Below are 20,037 nucleotides of genomic sequence, written 5' to 3' on the forward strand. Positions count from 1 at the left end.
CAGGCAACCGGTTCGAGTTCCCCGGTTAGTGCAGCAGTTCTCGCTTCACATTCAACCTCCCCCCGTTTTCCGTTTCGATTACCCCGCGAGGGGTCATTCCATGCACTTAAACGAACTCAAGGCACTCCACGTGTCTGAAGTCCTCAAGCAGGCTGAAGCGCTTGAGATCGAAAACGTCGGCCGCATGCGCAAGCAGGAGCTGATGTTCGCGATCATCAAGAAGCGCGCAAAGGCCGGCGAACAGGTCTTCGCCGACGGTGTGCTCGAAATCCTGCCCGACGGCTTCGGCTTCCTGCGCAGCCCCGACACCAGCTTCACCGCCAGCACCGACGACATCTACATCTCGCCCAGCCAGGTGCGTCGCTTCAACCTGCACACCGGCGACATGATCGAAGGCGAAGTGCGCACGCCCAAGGACGGCGAGCGCTACTTCGCACTGACCAAGCTGGACAAGGTCAACGACGGTCCGCCCGAGCAGAACAAGCACAAGGTGATGTTCGAAAATCTGACGCCCCTGTTCCCCAAGGAACAGATGAAGCTTGAACGCGACGGCGTCAAGGGCGAAGAGAACATCACGGGCCGCATCATCGACATCATCGCCCCCATCGGCAAAGGCCAGCGCGCCCTGCTCGTGGCGCCGCCCAAGAGCGGCAAGACGGTGATGATGCAGCACATCGCCCACGCGATCAGTGCCAACTACCCCGACGTCCACATGATGGTGCTACTCGTGGACGAGCGCCCTGAAGAAGTGACCGAGATGCAGCGCACGGTGAAGGGCGAAGTCATTGCCTCGACCTTCGACGAGCCTGCAGCGCGCCACGTGCACGTCGCCGAAATGGTGATCGAGCGCGCCAAGCGCCTGGTCGAACTCAAGAAGGACGTGGTGATCCTGCTGGACTCGATCACGCGTCTGGCCCGCGCCTACAACAACGTCGTGCCCTCGTCGGGCAAGGTGCTGACCGGCGGCGTCGATTCCAACGCGCTGCAGCGCCCCAAGCGCTTCCTGGGCGCCGCGCGCAACGTGGAAGAAGGCGGCTCGCTGACCATCATCGGCACCGCGCTGATCGACACCGGCAGCCGCATGGACGAAGTGATCTTCGAAGAGTTCAAGGGCACCGGCAACTCCGAAATCCACCTGGACCGCCGCCTGTACGAAAAGCGCGTGTTCCCCTCGATCCAGCTCAACCGCAGCGGCACGCGTCGCGAAGAATTGCTGCTGGCCCCCGAGATCCTGCAGAAGACCCGCATCCTGCGTCAGCTCATGTACAACATGGACGAGATCGAGTCGATGGAGCTGATGCTCAAGAACATGAAGGCGACCAAGACCAATGTCGAGTTCTTCGACATGATGCGTCGCGGCGGCTGAGCTTCGGGCTCTCCCGCAAAAGCGCGTCGGCTCTCAGGGGCCGATGCGCTTTTTTCATGGGCGTTCGATGCGGATGGCGCGGCCTTCGGCAGCGCTCTGGCGGCCGATGTCGAGCAGTTCCATCAGCGCGACGGCCTCCCCGGGTGGAACGGGATTCGGGCCGTTGCCCCGGATCGCATCGCGGACCGCCGCGTAGTAGTCGACATAGTTGCCGGCCCGCGTCGGCAGCGCGTGAAAGTGCGGCGCCCCGTCGCTGCCGATCAGCGTGAGTTCGCCATCGAGCGGATCGGCGCCCCACCCTTCGGCTGGCGGTCGCTGTCCGGCGCGCAGCGCATCTTCTTGTGGATCGACGCCGTGCTTGACGTAGCTGCCGCATGTGCCGTGCACGATGTATCGCGGTGCCGCATGGGCCGCGAGCGTGGTGGCATGAAGCACCACGCGCAGGGGCGCGTGCGGGCCGCTCTCGTAGCGCAGCACGGCGTGGAAGTAGTCCTCGACCTGGGCACCGTCGCGCAGGACCGCCGTGTCGAGCTGAAGCGTATCGGGCCGCCCGAACAGCTGAACGGCCTGGTCCACCAGGTGCGAGCCCAGGTCCACCCAGAGGCCCGCACCCGGCACCGGCTGCTCCCGCCAGCGCTCGCGCACCTCGGGCCGGAAGCGGTCGAAATGGGATTCCATGTACACCGGACGGCCCAGTTGGCCGCTCGCAAGCAGGTCCCTCAGCGTCAGGTAGTCGGCGTCGAAGCGGCGGTTCTGATAAACCGCCAGCACGCGGTTGTTGCGCCGAGCCAACAGCTCCAGTTCGCGCGCCTCGGCCACATCGAGCGTGAAAGGCTTGTCCACCACCACGTGTTTGCCGGCCTCCAGCGCCGCCCTGGCGACCGGGTGATGCTGGGCGTTGGGCGTGGCGACCACGACCAGGTCGATGTCCGCACGGGCCACGAGCGCCGCCACGTCCGGCACCACGGCCACGCCGGGCCAGTCCGCATGAACCTTGTGGGGCTGGGAACTTGCGACAGCCGCCAGTTCGAGCCCCGGAACCGCCGAAAGCACCGGCGCGTGGAAAGTCTGGCCGGCAAAACCGTAGCCGACGAGGCCGGCGCGCAATGCTGTGGAAGTCATCTGTGGGCCACTTTCCGCTCAAAACGGCCAGTATGCGATAATCGCTGGCTCCGCGAAAAGTGCAGCCGGGCGTCCTGCCCAGCGATCCCGTCACCCGGGACAGCCGCCGACCCAGTCCAATTCGACCGTTGGCGCGCTTGTGGCTCTCGCATCGACCGCGCATTGATTCCAACAGCGCAAAAGGAAACACCATGGCAAAAGAAGGCATCCACCCGAATTACCGCGAAATCCTGTTCGTCGACATGTCGAACGGTTTCAAGTTCGTGACCCGTTCGTGCGCGAACACCAAGGAAATGGGCAAGACAGACGACGGTCGCGAGCTCCCCCTGTTCAAGCTGGACACCACGAGCGAATCGCACCCGTTCTACACCGGCACGCAGAAGTCGGTCGACAACATGGGCGGTCGCGTCGAGAAGTTCCGCAACCGCTTCGGCAAGACCACCGGCGCCGCTTCGAAGTAAAGCACGCGCTTTGGCGTCGAGGGCAGCCCGGTTTACCGCGCTGCCCTTTTTCATTCCGAATCTCCTTTCGCACTTTTGAACCAGCCCACCCCCGCGATCGTTGCCCAGAATGCCGTGCGCCGGCTGCCGCGCATCGCGCTGCTGCTGCTGTGCGCGGCCTACCTGCTGCCAGGCCTGGTCGGCCGTGGACCGTGGAAGAGCGCCGACATCACCGCCTTCGGCTACATGGCCGAACTGGCCCGGAGCACCGAAGGCATCGCCCGCTGGTTCGATCCACTGCTGCTGGGCATGCAGCCCGAGACGCCCGCGCTGGTCCCCTACTGGATCGGCGCCATCGCGATCAAGCTCGCTCCCGCGTGGCTGAACCCCGACCTGGCCGTGCGATTCGTCTTCGCGCTGATGCTCTGGGGCACTTTCACCGCCACCTGGTACGCCGTCTACTACCTCGCCCGCACGGCACGCGCGCAGCCGGTGGCGTTCGCCTTCGGTGGCGAGGCGCGCCCGACCGACTACGCGCGCGCCATCGCCGACGGCGGCCTGCTCGCGCTGATCGCCTGCCTGGGCCTCGCCCAGCTCGGGCATGAAACCACGCCGGCGCTCGCCCAGCTGTATTTCGCCTCGCACCTTTTCTACGGCGTCGCCGCGCTGCCTTACCGACGCGCAGGACCGGTGATCGCGCTCGTGGTCGGCACGCTCGGCATGACGATGAGCGGCGCCCCGACGGTCGGCTTGGCACTGGCCACGGGCAGCGCGCTGTACATCGCCTACGAGCGACGCCGCACCGCCAAGGCGGGTGCAGATGCCGGCATCGACGACGGCCCCGGCTACACCCGCGGCGCCCTCTTCACGACGGTGGGCGTCACGCTGCTGGCGGCGGCGCTGGTGTTCGGGCTCGGCCTGTCGCAATGGAAGATCACGCTGGACGGCAACTCGCTCGGCGGCGAGATCCGCAGCCAGGCCAAGCTGCTGCTGTGGTTCACCTGGCCGGTCTGGCCGCTCGCCATCTGGACGCTCTGGCGCTGGCGGCGCCAGCTCACGGCGCGCCACGTCGCGCTGCCGTTCTGGTTTGCGCTCGTGCCGCTGGCCGCCACCTGGACCACCGACTATTCCGACCGCTCGCTGCTGCTGGCCCTGCCCGCCTTCGCCACGCTGGCCGCCTTCGCACTGCCGACCTTCCGGCGCAGCGCGGCAGCGCTGATCGACTGGTTCAACGTGCTCTTCTTCAGCGGCCTGGCGGTGCTGGGCTGGCTCTACTGGATTGCCATGCTGACCGGCGTGCCGCGCAAGCCGGCGGCCAGCGTGGCGCGGCTGGTGCCGGGCTTCGTGGCCGAGTTCTCGCCGATCGCGTTCGTGCTCGCGCTGGCCGCGACCATCGCGTGGTGCTGGCTGGTGCGCTGGCGCACCGGGCGCCATCGCGCCGCGCTCTGGAAGACGCTGGTGCTGCCGGCCGGCGGCACTGCGCTGTGCTGGATGCTGCTGATGACGCTCTGGCTGCCTCCCATCGACTACGCGCGCAGCTACCTGCCGCAGGTGCGCGCGGTGGCCGAACGGGTTGGCCAACCGAGCTGCATCGCCGAGCTGGCGCTGAGCCGTCCGCACGCGGCTGCGTTGCGCCACCACGGCAACTTCAACCTGCAGCCGTTCCTGCTGGGCAACGACTGCCCCTGGCTGCTGGTGAGCCCCGAAACGATCGAGCGGCTGCACACCATCATTCCCCTCGAGAAGTGGCGCTTCAGCGGCACCCTGCGCCGTCCCAGCAGCGCCGCGGACGACCTGCTGCTCTACCAAAAGATCGCCCCCTGAGAAAGTGGCAAGCGAACGGGGACTGATCGCACGCCACGCCGGCACGGTGCTGGTCGGCCAGCTGGCCGTGATGGCCTTCGGCGTGACCGACACCATCATCGCGGGGCGCTATTCGGAGCACGCGCTGGCGGCGCTCTCGGTCGGCGCGGCCATCTTCGTGAGCGTGTACGTCTCGCTGATGGGCGTGCTGCAGGCGCTGCTGCCGGTATGGGCCGAACTGCACGGCGCGGGCCGCGGCAGTGAAGTGGGCCGCTCGGTGCGGCAGTCGCTCTACCTGGCCGGCATCGCCATCGCGGTGGGCATGGTGGCGCTGCTGTTGCCCGGCGGTGCCCTTCGCTGGACACAGGTGCCAGCCGAAATGCGTGGCGAAGTCGAGGCGTACCTCGCGGTGCTTGCCTTCGCGCTGGCGCCGGCCCTGCTCTTTCGCCTGTTCAGTACCCTCAACCAGAGCCTGGGCAAGCCGCAGCTCGTGACCTGGCTGCAACTGGCGTCGCTGGTGGTGAAGCTGCCGCTGTCGATCTGGTTCACCTTCGGCGGCGCGGGCCTGCCGGCGATGGGCCTTGTCGGCTGCGCGTGGGCCACGCTGTGCGTGAACTGGGCGATGCTCGGCTGCGCGGTCTGGCTGCTGCGCAGCAGCCCCTTCTATCGCGGCTACGCGCTCTGGAAACGCATCGAGCCGCCCGACTGGCATCAGATCCGCCAGTTCGCACGACTGGGGGTTCCTGGCGGTTTGGCGGTACTGGTCGAGGTGACCTCGTTCACGCTGATGGCGCTGTTCATCGCGCGCCTGGGCACCACTGCGGCGGCTGCGCACCAGATCGCCTCGAACCTGCTGGCGGTGGCCTACATGATGCCGCTCTCGCTGGCCATCGCGACCAGTGCGCGCGTGAGCTTCTGGCTTGGCGCCGGCGATGCCGCAAAGGCCCGGCACGCCTGCCGCCTCGGCTTCGAGCTGGCCATGCTGTGCGCGCTGGTCTATGCGGGCGCGATGGTCGCGCTGCGCCACGAGCTCGCGAACGTGTATTCGGACAACCCCGCCGTGATCGCGCTGGCCGCCTCGCTGCTGCCCGTCGTGGCGCTCTATCACCTCGCCGATGCGCTGCAAACGCTGTGCGTGTTCGTGCTGCGCTGCTACCGAGTGTCGCTGGCGCCACTGGTCATCTATTGCACGATGCTCTGGGGGTTCGGGCTCGGCGGCAGCTACCTGCTGGCCTACCGCGGCCTGGGCCCCTGGGCCGCCATGCAATCGCCGATGGCGTTCTGGATCATGAGCGCCGGCGCTTTGGTGCTCACGGGCCTGCTGTTCAGCGCGCTGCTGCGCTGGACGATGAAGAAGCGGCTGGGCTGACGCTACTTCGCCAGCACGCGCGCCTCGCGCACCCGCGCCGCCGGAAACACCAGCGCAAACCGGCTCCCCTTGCCCACCATGCTCTCGATGCGCAGCTCCGCCCCATGCCGCTGCGCGATGTGCTTGACGATCGCCAGCCCCAGCCCCGTGCCGCCGGTCTCGCGCGAACGGCTGCGGTCGATGCGGTAGAAGCGCTCGGTGAGCCGCGGGATGTGCTCGGCGGCAATGCCCGGCCCGGTGTCCTTCACGGCGTACTCGCCGCGCCCGTCGGGCAGCACCCGCCAGCTCACCGCCACCTCGCCACCGCCGGGCGTGTAGCGGATCGCGTTGCTCAGCAGGTTCGACATGGCGCTCTGCAACTCGGTCGGCGCACCCGACAGCTCCGATTCGGCATCGATGGTGAAAGAGAGGCGATGGCCCAGCGGCGCGAGCCGGCCCGACAGGCCGCGCCCTTCGTCCTCGCACTGCGCCAGCAAGGCGCGGATGCGAATCCACTGGCTGCCCGAAGGCGCCGCGCTGCCCTCCAGCCGCGACAGCGTCAAGAGGTCGTTCACCAGCGTTTCCATGCGGTGAGACTGCTGTCCCATCAGCGCGAGATAGCGCGTGCGCTCGTCCGCATCGAGCGGCAGGTTCTGCAGCGTTTCGACGAAACCCGCCAGCACCGTGAGCGGCGTGCGGATTTCATGCGACACGTTTGCGACGAAATCGCGCCGCATCGCCTCGGCCTGCTCCAGCGCCGTGATGTCGCGCGTGAGCAGCATGCGGCGGTTGCCCGCGTAGGGATGCACCTGCACCGACAGCCGCACCGGATGGCTGCGCTGGTGCGTGTGGCCCGGGCCGGAAGCGTCGATGACCACGTCGCGGCTGTAGTTCCATGACGCCAGGTAGGCCACGAAGGCGGGGTCGCGCACGAGGTTCGCCAGGTGCTGCAGCAGGTCGCGCTCGGCGTCGATGCCGAACTGGCCGGCCGCCGTCTGGTTGCACCATTCGATGCGGCCCTGCTCGTCGAGCAGGATCACGCCGTTGGGGGACGCCTGGATGGCGGCCAGAAATTCCTGCAGCCGGTCTTCGGCCTGTCGGGTCTGCTGCTCGCGGTCGCGCAGCAGCTTGCGGATGCGCTCGGACAGTTCGCCCCAGACACCGGGTCCGCGGGTCGGCAGCCCTGCCGCGTCGTTGCGCAGCACCTGCAGCAACCGTTCGGCGCGCCAGGCGTCGAGCGCGAGCCACAGCACCGCCCCCAGCCAGGCGCCCAGCCACCCGAACTTCCAGCCAAAAATGCCGACAGCGCCCGCTCCTATTGCAAGGGACGCTATTAAAAAAGTAGCGATTCGGAAGGGCATGGCGGGCGATTATCCGCGCCCGCGGCCAAGGGACGCCACGGTGCTCAAACCGTGACTTGGGCGGTCAGGCGGTAGCCTGCTCCCCGGACGGTTTCGACCATCGGCGCGGCGGCACCCAGCGACTCGCGCAGGCGCTTGACGTGCACGTCGACCGTGCGTTCCTCGATGTAGACGTGGTCGCCCCACACCTTGTCGAGCAGCTGCGCCCGGCTGTGCACACGCTCGGCGTGCTGCATCAGGTAGGCCAGCAGCTTGAACTCGGTCGGACCGACCTTGAGCGCGCCGCCCTGCCAGGTCACGCGGTGCGTGGAGGTGTCGAGCGCGAGCTCGCCGATTTCCACGCGCTCGGTCACCACCTCGGGAGCGCGGCGGCGCAGCACCGCACGGATGCGGGCCAGCATTTCCTGCGTGGAGAACGGCTTGGTGATGTAGTCGTCGGCGCCGGCATCCAGGCCCGCGACCTTGTCGGGCTCGTCGCCGCGCGCGGTCAGCATCAGGATCGGGATGGCCTTGGTGCGCGGATCCTTGCGCCACTGGCGTGCGAGCTGCAGGCCGCTCTGGCCCGGCAGCATCCAGTCGAGCAGGATCAGGTCGGGCAGGAAGGCGTCGATTTCGCGCTGCGCTGCAGCACCGTCTTCCGACCAGATCGGCTCGAAGCCGTTGTGGCGCAGGTTGACGGCGATCAGCTCGGCGATCGAGGACTCGTCTTCGACGATCAGGACTCGGGGTTTCTTCATGCTTTCTTGAGAGAGTCTTGCTCTCTGTTATTGCAGCGCGGACTCGATCTCCTGCATCGAAGTGTGCCGCACATCGGCGCCCTTGACGATGTAGATGATGAATTCGGCGATGTTCTTGGCGTGGTCGCCGATGCGCTCGATGGCCTTGGCCAGGAACAGCAGGTCCAGGCTGGCGGAGATGGTGCGCGGGTCTTCCATCATGTAGGTGACCAGCTTGCGCACGAACCCGTCGAACTCCTTGTCGATCAGGTCGTCGTCCTTCAGGATCGACAGCGCCGCGGCCGTGTCCAGGCGCGCGAACGCGTCCAGCGCGGTGCGCAAGAGGCCCGAGGCCAGGTCAGCCGCGATGCGCAGCTCGGTCGTGGGCAGCTGGCGGGCCGATCCGCTCTCGATGATCGACTTGACCATGCGCGCGATCTTGTTGGCCTCGTCGCCCACGCGCTCGAGGTTGGCGGTGGTCTTGCTGATGGCGATCAGCAAGCGCAGGTCGCGTGCGGTCGGCTGGCGGCGCGCAATGATCGACGAGAGCTCGCGGTCGATGTCGATTTCCATCGCATTGACGCGGTGCTCGGTTTCCATCACGCGGTCGGCCGCCTCGGGGTCGAACTGCAGCAGCGCATATACCGCGGTGTGGATCTGCGACTCGACCATGCCGCCGAGCTCCATCACGCGCGACGAGACGCCGTTGAGTTCGCTGTCGAACTGGCTGGAAAGGTGTTTCTCGCTCATGGTTGTGTCTCCTTAGCCGAAACGGCCGGTGATGTAGTCCTCGGTTTCCTTGCGCTGCGGCTTGAAGAACATCTGCTCCGTCGCGCCGAATTCGATCAGGTCACCCAGGTACATGTACGCGGTGTAGTCGCTGCAGCGGGCGGCCTGCTGCATGTTGTGCGTCACGATGACCACGGTGTACTCGTTCTTGAGCTCGGCGATCAACTCTTCGATCTTCGCGGTCGAGATCGGGTCGAGCGCGGAGCACGGCTCGTCGAGCAGCAGCACTTCGGGCTTGATCGCGATGCCGCGCGCAATGCACAGGCGCTGCTGCTGGCCGCCCGACAGGCCAGAGCCGCTTTGCTGCAGCTTGTCGCGCACTTCGGTCCAGAGGGCGGCCTTCTTCAGGGCCCACTCGACGCGGTCGTCCATCTCACTGGCCGAGAGGCTCTCGAACAGCTTCACGCCGAAGGCGATGTTGTCGTAGATCGACATCGGGAACGGCGTGGGCTTCTGGAAGACCATGCCGATCTTGGCGCGGATGAGCGCCACGTCCTGCTTGGAGGTCAGCAGGTTCTCGCCGTCCAGGGCAATGGTGCCCTCGGCGCGCTGCTCGGGATAGAGCTCGAACATGCGGTTGAAGGTGCGCAGCAGGGTCGACTTGCCGCAGCCCGACGGGCCGATGAAGGCCGTGACCTTGTTCTCGGGAATCTCGAGGTTGATGCCCTTGAGCGCGTGGAATTTGCCGTAGTAGAAGTTCAGGTCCTTGACCGAGATCTTCGAGCGCGACGGTTGTGCGACGGTGTTTGGCATGGATGGCTTCTTGTTCAGTGTTTGTTGCGCGTCAACACACGCGCCAGGATATTGAGGGCGAGCACGGCGACGGTGATCAGGAACACGCCGGCCCACGCCAGCTGTTGCCAGTTCTCGTACGGGCTCATCGCGAACTTGAAGATCGTGACCGGCAGGCTGGCCATCGGCTGGCTCACGTCGGCGGTCCAGAACTGGTTGTTCAGTGCGGTGAAGAGCAGCGGTGCGGTTTCGCCCGCGATGCGCGCCACGGCCAGCAGGATGCCGGTGACCACACCGGCGCGAGCGGCGCGCAGCGTGATGCTGATGATGACCTTCCACTTCGGCGTGCCCAGGGCGTAGGCCGCTTCGCGCAGGCCCGGCGGCACCAGCTGCAGCATGTTCTCGGTGGTGCGGATCACCACCGGAATCACGATCAGCGCGAGCGCGAGCGCACCGGCCAGGCCCGAGAAGGTCTTGAAGTAGGCCACCACCACGGCATAGACGAACAGGCCGATCACGATCGAGGGCGCCGACAAGAGGATGTCGTTGACGAAGCGCGTGACCGAGGCGAGCCAGCCCTTGGGGTTGTACTCAGCCAGGTAGATGCCGGCCATGATGCCGATCGGCGTGCCCACGAAAGTAGCGAGCATCACCATCACGAACGAACCGAAGATCGCATTCGCAATACCGCCCGCCTCGTTCGGCGGCGGCGTCATTTCGGTGAAGGTGGCGAGGGCAAGGCCGCCGATGCCAAGGCGCAGTGTTTCCCAGAGGATCCACACGAGCCAGAACACGCCGAACGCCATGGCGGCGAGGGAGAGCGTGAGCGCGATCTTGTTGACTCGGTTGCGCGAAGCGAACCTGGCCTGGCGGGTTTCGGCCAGCGCCTTGGCGTTGATGAGGTTTTGCGCGGTGCTCACGATTTGGTTCCTTCGCTCTTCTTCATCTGCGCCAGCAGCACCTTCGAGAGCGTCAGCACGACGAAGGTGATGAAGAACAGCACGAGGCCCAGGTACATCAATGCCGCCTGGTGCAGGCCCGCGCCGGCTTCGGCAAATTCGTTGGCCAGGGCCGAGGTGATGCTGTTGGCAGCCTCGAACACCGACAGCGAGTTGAGCTGGTTCATGTTGCCGATCACGAAGGTGACCGCCATCGTTTCACCCAGCGCCCGGCCGAGGCCGAGCATGATGCCGCCGATGACACCGGCCTTGGTGTACGGCAGCACCACCTTGGAGACGACCTCCCAGGTGGTGGAGCCGAGGCCGTAGGCCGACTCCTTGAGCAGCGGCGGCGTCACTTCGAACACGTCGCGCATCACCGAGGCGATGAACGGAATGATCATGATCGCGAGGATGATGCCGGCCGACAGGATGCCGATGCCGACAGGCGGGCCGGACACCAGCGCGCCGAGGTACGGCACGCCGGCGAGCAGCTTCTGCAGCGGCTGCTGCACCCAGGTCGACAGGATCGGACCGAACACCAGCAGGCCCCACATGCCGTACACGATGGACGGCACGGCGGCGAGCAATTCGATGGCCGTGCCCAGCGGGCGCTTGAGCCAGTTGGGCGACAGCTCGGTCAGAAAAAGGGCAATGCCGAAGCTCACCGGCACCGCAATCACCAATGCGATGAACGAGGTGGCCAGCGTGCCGTAGATCATCACGAGGCCGCCGTACTCCTCCTTCACCGGGTCCCACGTGCTGTTGGTGAGGAAACCCAGGCCGTACTTGGAAATGGCAGGCCAGGCGCCGACGATCAGCGACAAGAGAATGCCGATCAGCATCGCCAGCGTCAGCAGTGCGGCGCCCTTGGCGGCCCAGCCGAACAGGCGGTCGGCCATCGGGCCGGAACGCGGTGCCTTCACCGGCGGTGGCGGCGCAGTGGCGCGGCCACGGTCGGCCGCGAGGTCGTACGTGGCGGCAGCAGGAAGAGTGGATGACAAGGGTCGCTCCGGCAAAGACGAAAGCGGCGCGTCCTCGAGCGATGTGCTGCTCATGGATGCGCCGTTCTGTACTGGTGGGTGGATGGCTTACTTGAACGCGACGGGCTTGCCCGATGCGTCCTTCACTTCACCCCATGCCTTGGCGATGGTGGCCTTGACGGCGTCGGGCATCGGCACGTAGTCGAGGTCGTCGGCGGTCTTGTCGCCACCCTTGTAGGCCCAGTCGAAGAACTTGAGCACGGTGGTCGCGTTGGCGGGCTTGTCCTGCACCTTGTGCATCAGGATGAAGGTGGCGCCGGTGATGGGCCATGCATCCTTGCCGGCCTGGTTGGTGAGCACCTGGTAGAAGCTCTTGTTCCAGTCGGCGCCGGCGGCGGCGGCCTTGAAGGCCGAGTCGTCGGGCGAGACGAACGAACCGGCGGCGTTCTGCAGCTGGGCGTAGGTCATCTTGTTCTGCTTGACGTAGGCGTACTCGACGTAGCCGATCGAGTTGGGCAGGCGGTTCACGAAGGCGGCGACGCCTTCGTTGCCCTTGCCACCCGCGCCGGTGGGCCAGTTCACGGCCGTGCCTTCGCCGACCTTGGTCTTCCACTCGGCGTTGACCTTGCTCAGGTAGTTGGTGAACAGGAAGCTGGTGCCCGAACCGTCGGCGCGTCGAACCGGTGCGATGGCGGCGTCCGGCAGGGCCAGCGAACCGTTGAGCGCCTTGATGGCGGGGTCGTTCCACTTGGTGATCTTGCCCAGGTAGATGTCGCCCAGGACCTGGCCGTTGAGCTTGAGCTCGCCTGCCTTGATGCCGGGGATGTTGACCACGGGAATCACGCCGCCGATGACGGTGGGGAACTGCATCAGGCCCTTGGCCTGGAGTTCGTCGTCCTTCAGGGGAGCGTCCGAAGCGCCGAAATCGACGGTCTTGGCTTCGATCTGCTTGAGGCCGGCGCCCGACCCGACGGACTGGTAGTTGATCTTGACGCCGGTGGCCTTGTTGAAGTCCGAAGCCCACTTGGCATACAGCGGTGCCGGGAAGCTGGCGCCGGCGCCGGTCACGTCTTGTGCGAGGGCGGGAATCGAGAACAGCACGGTCACCAGACCGGCGGTTGCAAATTTGAACGTCGTTTTCATGAAGCTTCCTTTAGAAGTAAGAAGTAGTCCCTTTCGGGCTTGGGACGGACTCTAGAAAGCTTGTGTGACATCAATGTGACACCCCGCTGTCGAGGGAAAATGCCGGTGTTTCCCCCGCCGGCTGTGTGACGCTGTCACACAACCGTCATGCACCGCGCCTAGCCTTCCCGACCTCGCCGCTGAGCGATTCGGGAGGCGGCGCGCCTGTCACGGCGCTACGATCAAAGCAACCGCCCTCTTTCACTACAACAACTACATGCAAAACGGCACCCGCCTCGCCGCAGTCGATCTCGGTTCCAACAGCTTCAGGCTCGAAATCGGCCAGGTCGACCACGGCCAGATCCACCGCACCGAATACCTCAAGGAGACGGTGCGCCAGGGCAATGGCCTGGACAGCGCACGCAACCTCACCACCGAGGCCATGCAGCGCGGCTGGGACGCGCTCGCGCGTTTCGGCGAACGGCTGGCCGGCTTCAAGCGCTCGCAGGTGCGGGCCGTGGCCACGCAGACGCTGCGCGAGGCGCGCAACCGCGAAGAATTCCTGCTGCGCGCGCGCACCATCCTGGGCTTCGGCATCGACGTGATTCCTGGCCGGGAGGAAGCCCGCCTTATCTACCAGGGCGTGGCGCACATGCTCCCGCACACCGACGCCTCCGACAGCGAACGCCGGCTGGTGGTCGATATCGGCGGGCGCTCCACCGAAATGATCATCGGCCGCGCGCTCGACGCCGAACTCGTGGAGTCGTACCGCGTCGGCAGCGTCGCCTGGTCGATGAAGCACTTCGCCGAAGGCCAGTTCACGCCCGCCGCCTTCCGCGCCGCCGAAGTGGCCGCCAAGGCGGTGCTCGATGACGCGCTCGGCAGCTACACCCGCGACCAGTGGGATGTGGCCTATGGCGCCTCCGGCACCATCGGCGCGGTCGGCGACGTGCTGGCCGCGTCCGGCGCGGAGCCCGGCCTCGTCACCCGCGAGGGCCTCGACTGGCTGCTCGACCGCCTGCTCAAGGCCGGCAGCGTCGACAAGCTGCGGATCGACGGCATGCGCGAAGACCGCAAGGCCGTGATCGGCGGCGGCGTGAGCGTGCTGCGCGCGGTGTTCGACCTGCTGGGCATCGAAGAGATGAAGGTGGCCCAGGGCGCGCTGCGCCACGGCGTGCTGTACGAACTGCTGGAACGCGACGAGAGCGTGGCCGACATGCGCACCGCCACAGTGGCGCGCCTCGCGACGCGCTTCGCGGTCGATGCCGCGCAGGCCAGCCGGGTGGGCGAAGCCGCCGCCGGGCTGTTCGTGCAGCTGGCGCCCGCCGCGCGCGGTGGCAGCAGTTCCAACCGCGCGGGCCGCGCATTGCGCAAGCTCGGCTGGGCCGCGCAACTGCACGAGATCGGCGCGCTGGTGTCGCACAGCGACTATCACAAGCACGGCGCCTACATCCTGGACAACACCGACGCCCCCGGCTTCGCGGTGAACGAGCTGCACGCGCTCGGCCAACTGGTGCTGGGCCAGCGCGGCAAGCTGCGCAAGCTCGAGGCGGCGCTGGACGACGAGACCTTCGTGATGCAGTTGCTGGCGCTGCGCTTGGCCATCATCCTCTGCCATGCGCGCCGCGATCCCGATCCGCAGGCGCTGCACCTCGCGGCACTGGGCGCGCGCGCGTTCACCATCGTGTGCGCACCCGATTGGGCCGATGCCTATCCGCAGTCGGCCCACCTGTTGCGCGAGGAAGTGCTGGCCTGGCAGAAGACCAGCAACTGGCGCGTGGAACTGAGCGGCGCCTGAGCCGGACTTAAAGAAGCTCCGGCGACTGCACCGTCACCACGACGGTCTGCACGTCGCCGTCGCGCTCGCGGGAGCGAATCCACCACAGCGCGCCCTTGCGCACCGGGCAGCTGTCCTGCCTGAGGCCCAGCAGCAGCGAGATGGCCTGCCCCACCGAGGGCTGGTGGCCGATCATCAGCACCACCGATTTACCGTTGGGCCAGCCGGCTGCGCCGAGCATCGAATCGGCCGTGGTGTCGGGTGCCAGTTCATCGCGCAGCTTGAATTTGCGGCCCAAGGCCAACGCGGTCTGCTCGCAGCGCCGTGCGGGGCTGCAGATGATGCGGGTGCCGTCGGGCAACTGGCGGTCCAGCCAGCTGGCCATGCGCTTGGCCTGCTTTTCGCCGCGTGCGGTGAGCGAGCGCTGCATGTCGTCGCAACCCTCGGTCCAGTCCTCGGCTTCGGCGTGGCGCCAGAAGATCAAGTCCATGGTCATCGTCTTTCGGTCGTCAGTTGCTGGATGCATCGCCGTGATGCCCTCGCGCTGCATAACGGTTCATGAGCGCGGTCTGCGCCCCATGCGCCTCGACGGCGCGTGACGCGCCCTCTTCGCCAGGGTTCGTGTCGCGGTCGACGCGGGTGTAGACGCCATCGCCGCCCAGGTCCCAGGCGTCGCGGCCATCGTGCAGGTAGGCCACCAGGCACTCGTCGATCAGGCGCTGGCGCAGGCCGGGATCGGTCACGGGCCAGGCCAGCTCGATGCGCCGCATCATGTTGCGGTTCATCCAGTCGGCGCTCGAGAGGTAGAGCGCCTCGTCCTCGCCGTTGCGGAAATAGAAGACCCGCGAATGCTCGAGGAAACGCCCGATCACCGAGCGCACGCGGATGTTGTCGGTGAGCCCCGGCACCTGCGCCGGCAGCGTGCAGGCGCCGCGCACGATGAGGTCGATCTTCACGCCCTTCTGCCCCGCGAGGATCAGCGCGGCGATGAGCGCGTCGTCGGTCAGCGCGTTCATCTTGGCGACGATGCGCGTGGGCTCGCCATTCGACGCGGCCAGGCCCAGTGCATCGATCTGCGCGACCAGGTTCTTGTGCAGGTCGAAGGGCGCCAGCCACATCCGGTTGAGCTTGGGCAGGCGGCTCTGGCTCGCCAGGTGGACGAACACCGCCTCCATGTCGGCCGTCAGCAGCGGATCGGTCGTGAGGTGGCTGATGTCGGTATAGAGCTTGGCGGTGCGCGGGTTGTAGTTGCCGGTGGAAAGGTGGCCGTAGCGGCGCAGTTGCTTGCCCTCGCGGCGGGTCACCAGCAGCATCTTGGCGTGCGTCTTGAGACCGACCACGCCGTACACCACCTGCGCGCCGATCGACTCCAGCATTTCGGCCCAGTTGATGTTGGCCTCTTCGTCGAAGCGCGCCTTCAACTCCACCACCACCGTGACTTCCTTGCCGCGGCGCACGGCTTCGCGCAGCAGGTCCATCAGCTCGGAGTCGGCGCCGGTGCGGTAGATGGTCTGCTTGATGGCCAGCACCTGCGGATCCAGCACCGCTTCGCGCAGGAAGGCGAGCACGCCGTCGAAGCTCTCGAAGGGCTGGTGGATGAGCACGTCACCGCGCTGCAGGCGCTCGAAGAACGACTGGGCGGGTGACAGCGTGACGGGAAACGACGCCGAATACGGCGCGAAGCGCAGCTGCGGCTCGTCGATCAGGTCGATCAGTTGTGTGAGCCGCGCCAGGTTCACCGGCCCGTGCACGCGGTACAGCGATTCGGGCGGCAGGTTGAACTGCGCCAGGAGGAAGCTCGCGAGCGATTCGGCGCAGCTGGCCGACACCTCCAGGCGCACGGCCTGCCCATAGTGGCGGTGCTGCAGGCCCTGGCGCAGCGCGGTGCGCAGGTTCTTCACATCTTCTTCGTCGACCGCAAGATCGGAGTGCCGCGTGACACGGAACTGCGAGAAGTCGCCCACGTCGCGGCCCGGGAACATGCTCGACAGATGGGCTCGCACCACGCTCGACAGCGCCACGAACAGCGTCTTGCCGTCCGACACCTTGGCCGGCATGCGGATCAGTCGCGGCAGCACGCGCGGCAGCTTGACGATCTGGATCGGGTTCTCGCGCCCGAAGGCGTCCTTGCCGCCCAGGCGCACGATGAAGTTGAGCGACTTGTTGGCCACCTGCGGGAACGGATGCGCCGGGTCCAGGCCGACGGGAATCAGCAGCGGGCGCACTTCACGCTCGAAATACTCGCTCACCCATTTGCGCTGCGCCGGGTTGCGCTCGCCATGAGAAATGATGTGGATGCCGTGCGTCGCGAAGGTGGGCATCAACTCGTCGTTGTAGAGCGCGTACTGGCGCGCCACCAGCTTGTGCGCCGCCTCGGCCAACTGCTCGAACGAATCGACGGTGTAGGTGCCCTTCTGGTCGCCGGCGCTGCCGGCAATCAGGTGCGGCGCGGCGCGGACCTCGAAGAACTCGTCGAGGTTGGAAGACACGATGCACAGGTAGCGAAGGCGCTCGATCAGCGGGACCTCGGGCCTGCGGGCCCAGTCGAGCACGCGCTCGTTGAACGACAGGATGCTGTGATCCCGGTCAAGCAGGGTGAACGTGGGCGCCGCGACGGCGAGCGACCGGTCTGCGGGGGCTGGTGACATGGACACTGATTCTGGAGCAAGGGACACAGGAGCACGCGTAGGCGGAAATATGACAGTGTCGACATCATTTGTGACACTCAAATGACACTCGCGTGACGTCGTCACTTCTGCCCTGTGCGGCTCCATCATGCCCGGAGAGAGGGCGGGCGGGCCGTCGGCGGGATGGACGGCCGCCGGTGTCATGCGCCGAGAAAGTGCTTGCGGTAGCGTGCCGGCAGATCGTCGATGCGCATCAGCATCGGCAGGTCGGCGGCGTTGAAGTCCGGGTCCCAGGCCGGTGCGCCCAGCACCTTGGCGCCCAGGCGCAGGTAACCCTTGATGAGCGCCGGCGGCTCCACGTCGAGGGTGCTGTCCAGACGCTCGACCGGCAGCGGCAGGCGCGGCTGCACCTGGTACTGGATCGGCGCCATTTGGCTGGCCGACACCTGGCGCCAGATGCTGGCGGCCGCGTCGCCGTTGGTCACGCCGTTGTGCGACATCGGAATGCTCGCGCAGCCGATCATGGTGTCCAGCTTGTTGCGGTGCATGAAGCCGGCGAGCGCACCCCACAGCGCGAGGATCACCCCGCCCTGGCGGTGCTCGGGATGCACGCAGCTGCGGCCCAGCTCCACCATGCGCTCGCGCAGGTCGCGCAGGCGGGTCAGGTCGAACTCGGTGTCGCTGTAGGTGCTGCCGACGCGGCGCGCCTGGGCCGGCGTGAGCACGCGGTAGGTGCCGATAACCTGCCGGGTGAGCTCGTTGCGCACCAGCAGGTGTTCGCAGAAATCGTCGAACAGGTCGATGTCGTGGCCGGCCAGCGGGGAGGAGACCCGGGCGCCCATTTCGCCGACGAACACGTCGTAGCGCAGGCGCTGCGCGGCGCGCACGTCGTCCAGGTGGCGGGCCCAGCCGACCGTGATGCCCTGCTTGGCTTCGACGGGCGGGGGAAGAATGACGGCGGGTGCCTGCGGCACCGACACGCGGGCTGCAGTCGAAACACCAGCAGCAGCGACCGTGGGCGCAGGCCACAAGGCCGCGCGCAGCCCGAGCTGCGAGAGCGGAAACGTCGGGTTGGGCAGTTCTTTCATGGGGAACCCTTTCTGCCGAGGGAGTCTCCGCACCTGCGATGAAGCCGGCGTGTCAGGAACATGGCAGACGCATGACGGTGTTACAGCCGATTTGGCACACTTCGTCGTCTAATGCATTCCAACCGCGACATGGAGTTTGGACACATGGCCACCGCAGCAGCCGGCACCGACAGCAGCCGTTTTCACCAGACCTTCCCCGTCCTCAGCGACACCGAGATTGCGCGCATCGCGCGCTTCGGCAGCGTGCAGCAATTCGCACGCGGCGAACGCCTCTTCACCGCAGGCGAAACCGGCCCCGGCATGTTCGTGCTGCTCAAGGGCGTGGTCGCCGTCACGCAGCGCGACGGCCTTGGCCGCGTGGTGCCGATCGTGCGGCAGGGCCCCGGCGAATTCCTGGCCGAGGTCGGCCAATTGAGCGGCCGCCCTGCCCTGGTCGACGGCCACGCCGATGAAGATGTCGAGGCGCTGCTCGTCTCGCCGCAGCAACTGCGCGCGTTGCTGGTCGCCGAAGCCGATCTTGGCGAACGCATCACCCGCGCGCTGATCCTGCGGCGCGTGGCGCTGATCGAATCCGGCGCCAGCGGGCCGGTGCTGATCGGCAAGCCGCAGTCGGCCGACATGGCGCGGCTGGAGAACTTCCTACGCCGCAACGGCTATCCCTATCACCTGGTCGATGCGGCCGAAGACCCCGACGCCGCCGCGCTGCTGGAACAGTACGGCACCTGCCAGCTGCTGGCGGTGTGCCCCGACGGCTCGGTGCTGGTGAACCCGGCCGAAGATGCGCTGGCCCGCTGCCTCGGCATGGTCGACACCGTCGAGCACAACGAGCTGTTCGACGTGGCCGTGGTCGGCGCCGGGCCGGCCGGCCTCGCCACCGCGGTGTACGCCGCCTCCGAAGGCCTGCGCGTGATCGTGCTCGACTGCCGCGCCTTCGGCGGCCAGGCCGGCGCCAGCGCGCGCATCGAGAACTACCTGGGTTTTCCGACCGGCATCTCGGGCCAGGCGCTGGCAGGCCGGGCTTTTGTGCAGGCGCAGAAGTTCGGTGTCGAGATGCTGATCCCGGCGAAGGTCGTGTCGCTGGACTGCTCGCGCGAGAACGAGCGCGAAAGCCTCGGCATCGCTCTGGCCGACGGCCGCACGATCCATGCGCGCACGGTGGTCATTGCAAGCGGCGCGCGCTATCGGCGCCCCGACGTTCCGCGCCTCGCGGAATTCGAAGGCCGCGGCATCTGGTACTGGGCCTCGGCCATCGAAGCCAAGATCTGCTCGCAGCAGGAAGTAGCGCTGGTGGGCGGCGGCAATTCGGCGGGCCAGGCGGCGGTGTTCCTGTCGCGCCATGCGGCCAAGGTGAACGTGCTGGTGCGCGGGCCGTCGCTGGCGGCCAGCATGTCGCGCTATCTCATCGACCGCATCGAGGCCACGCCCAACATTTCGCTGCAACCGCACACCGAACTAGTGCGGCTGCACGGCAGTTCCGACGAAGGCCTCACGGGCGCGACATGGCGCTGTCACACCAGCGGCAACGAGCACGATTGCCCGGCCCGCAATATCTTCCTGTTTGTCGGCGCCGAGCCCGAAACCTCGTGGCTCGAAGGCTGCGGCGTCGCGGTCGACAAGCACGGATTCGTGATGACCGGCACGGCGGCGAGCAGCGGCTTTCCGGCGCGGCCGGCCACGGCGCTCGAATCCAGCGTGCCGGGCGTGTTCGCGGTGGGCGACGTGCGCTCGGGTTCGGTCAAGCGCGTGGGCGGGGCGATCGGCGAAGGCGCTGCGGCGGTGGCGCTGATCCATCAACATCTGTCTCAGACGACGGCCGTGGCCTGAC

At 67.0% G+C, this 20,037-nt stretch carries 17 protein-coding genes; 6 read left to right on the forward strand and 11 right to left on the reverse strand.

The genetic code is table 11. From position 1 onward, the window contains the following. The first annotated feature begins 100 nt into the window (after positions 1-100). Positions 101-1,366, forward strand: coding sequence for a transcription termination factor Rho (gene rho, locus M2282_RS06095; RefSeq protein WP_013540932.1), 1,266 nt, complete (start codon positions 101-103; stop codon positions 1,364-1,366). A gap of 54 nt (positions 1,367-1,420) precedes the next feature. Here the strand turns inward: rho and M2282_RS06100 are convergent, their stop codons facing one another. Next, positions 1,421-2,488, reverse strand: a complete 1,068-nt coding sequence (locus M2282_RS06100; RefSeq protein WP_280807887.1) for an oxidoreductase — start codon at positions 2,486-2,488, stop codon at positions 1,421-1,423. Positions 2,489-2,679: 191 nt separating this feature from the next. On the opposite strand from M2282_RS06100, the gene M2282_RS06105 reads away from it, so the two are divergent. The 3 genes from M2282_RS06105 (at position 2,680) to M2282_RS06115 (ending at position 6,100) form a co-directional block, all read left to right on the forward strand. Next, entirely contained in the window at positions 2,680-2,949 is a 270-nt protein-coding gene (locus M2282_RS06105) for a type B 50S ribosomal protein L31 (protein WP_007836661.1), read from the forward strand. 75 nt (positions 2,950-3,024) lie between these two features. Next, positions 3,025-4,752: a hypothetical protein gene (locus M2282_RS06110; protein ID WP_280807888.1), complete on the forward strand. Its 1,728-nt coding sequence runs from the start codon at positions 3,025-3,027 to the stop codon at positions 4,750-4,752. 4 nt (positions 4,753-4,756) lie between these two features. Next, positions 4,757-6,100, forward strand: a complete 1,344-nt coding sequence (locus tag M2282_RS06115) for an MATE family efflux transporter (protein ID WP_280807889.1) — start codon at positions 4,757-4,759, stop codon at positions 6,098-6,100. A gap of 2 nt (positions 6,101-6,102) precedes the next feature. Here the strand turns inward: M2282_RS06115 and phoR are convergent, their stop codons facing one another. The 7 genes from phoR to pstS are packed head-to-tail and all read right to left on the reverse strand — an operon-like array spanning position 6,103 to position 12,741. After that, positions 6,103-7,440, reverse strand: coding sequence for a phosphate regulon sensor histidine kinase PhoR (phoR, locus tag M2282_RS06120; protein WP_280807890.1), 1,338 nt, complete (start codon positions 7,438-7,440; stop codon positions 6,103-6,105). Positions 7,441-7,484: 44 nt separating this feature from the next. Continuing rightward, the gene (phoB, locus tag M2282_RS06125; RefSeq protein WP_007836652.1) at positions 7,485-8,177 is read right to left on the reverse strand and encodes a phosphate regulon transcriptional regulator PhoB; all 693 of its coding nucleotides are present in this window, start codon (positions 8,175-8,177) and stop codon (positions 7,485-7,487) included. A 27-nt stretch (positions 8,178-8,204) separates the two neighbouring features. After that, on the reverse strand, positions 8,205-8,906 hold the full coding sequence (gene phoU, locus M2282_RS06130; RefSeq protein ID WP_280807891.1) for a phosphate signaling complex protein PhoU: 702 nt from the start codon (positions 8,904-8,906) through the stop codon (positions 8,205-8,207). Between the two features lie 12 nt (positions 8,907-8,918). Continuing rightward, on the reverse strand, positions 8,919-9,698 hold the full coding sequence (gene pstB / locus M2282_RS06135) for a phosphate ABC transporter ATP-binding protein PstB (protein WP_280807892.1): 780 nt from the start codon (positions 9,696-9,698) through the stop codon (positions 8,919-8,921). Between the two features lie 14 nt (positions 9,699-9,712). Continuing rightward, entirely contained in the window at positions 9,713-10,597 is an 885-nt protein-coding gene (pstA, locus tag M2282_RS06140; protein ID WP_280807893.1) for a phosphate ABC transporter permease PstA, read from the reverse strand. Continuing rightward, positions 10,594-11,673, reverse strand: a complete 1,080-nt coding sequence (gene pstC, locus M2282_RS06145; RefSeq protein WP_280807894.1) for a phosphate ABC transporter permease subunit PstC — start codon at positions 11,671-11,673, stop codon at positions 10,594-10,596. Before pstC ends, pstA begins: the two co-directional genes overlap by 4 nt. Positions 11,674-11,706: 33 nt before the next feature. Then, positions 11,707-12,741, reverse strand: coding sequence for a phosphate ABC transporter substrate-binding protein PstS (gene pstS, locus M2282_RS06150; RefSeq protein ID WP_280807895.1), 1,035 nt, complete (start codon positions 12,739-12,741; stop codon positions 11,707-11,709). Positions 12,742-12,997: 256 nt separating this feature from the next. On the opposite strand from pstS, the gene M2282_RS06155 reads away from it, so the two are divergent. Continuing rightward, positions 12,998-14,518, forward strand: coding sequence for a Ppx/GppA phosphatase family protein (locus M2282_RS06155; protein ID WP_280807896.1), 1,521 nt, complete (start codon positions 12,998-13,000; stop codon positions 14,516-14,518). A gap of 7 nt (positions 14,519-14,525) precedes the next feature. Here M2282_RS06155 and M2282_RS06160 read toward each other — a convergent pair whose 3' ends face one another. From M2282_RS06160 to M2282_RS06170, 3 genes are all read right to left on the reverse strand, one after another. Then, positions 14,526-14,987 (reverse strand): SixA phosphatase family protein, encoded by a 462-nt coding sequence (locus M2282_RS06160; RefSeq protein ID WP_280807897.1) that lies wholly within the window; start codon positions 14,985-14,987, stop codon positions 14,526-14,528. 19 nt (positions 14,988-15,006) lie between these two features. Next, positions 15,007-17,145 carry a polyphosphate kinase 1 gene (gene ppk1 / locus M2282_RS06165; RefSeq protein ID WP_280807898.1) on the reverse strand — a complete coding sequence of 713 codons (2,139 nt, stop codon included), beginning with the start codon at positions 17,143-17,145 and terminating at the stop codon, positions 15,007-15,009. A gap of 179 nt (positions 17,146-17,324) precedes the next feature. Then, positions 17,325-18,212, reverse strand: a complete 888-nt coding sequence (locus M2282_RS06170) for a GNAT family N-acetyltransferase (protein WP_280807899.1) — start codon at positions 18,210-18,212, stop codon at positions 17,325-17,327. Between the two features lie 144 nt (positions 18,213-18,356). Between M2282_RS06170 and M2282_RS06175 the strand changes: the two genes are divergently transcribed. Continuing rightward, positions 18,357-20,036: an FAD-dependent oxidoreductase gene (locus M2282_RS06175; protein ID WP_280807900.1), complete on the forward strand. Its 1,680-nt coding sequence runs from the start codon at positions 18,357-18,359 to the stop codon at positions 20,034-20,036. Position 20,037: the final 1 nt, after the last annotated feature.

Origin of the sequence: Variovorax boronicumulans (assembly GCF_029892485.1) — a bacterium.
Classification (GTDB): domain Bacteria; phylum Pseudomonadota; class Gammaproteobacteria; order Burkholderiales; family Burkholderiaceae_C; genus Variovorax; species Variovorax boronicumulans_B.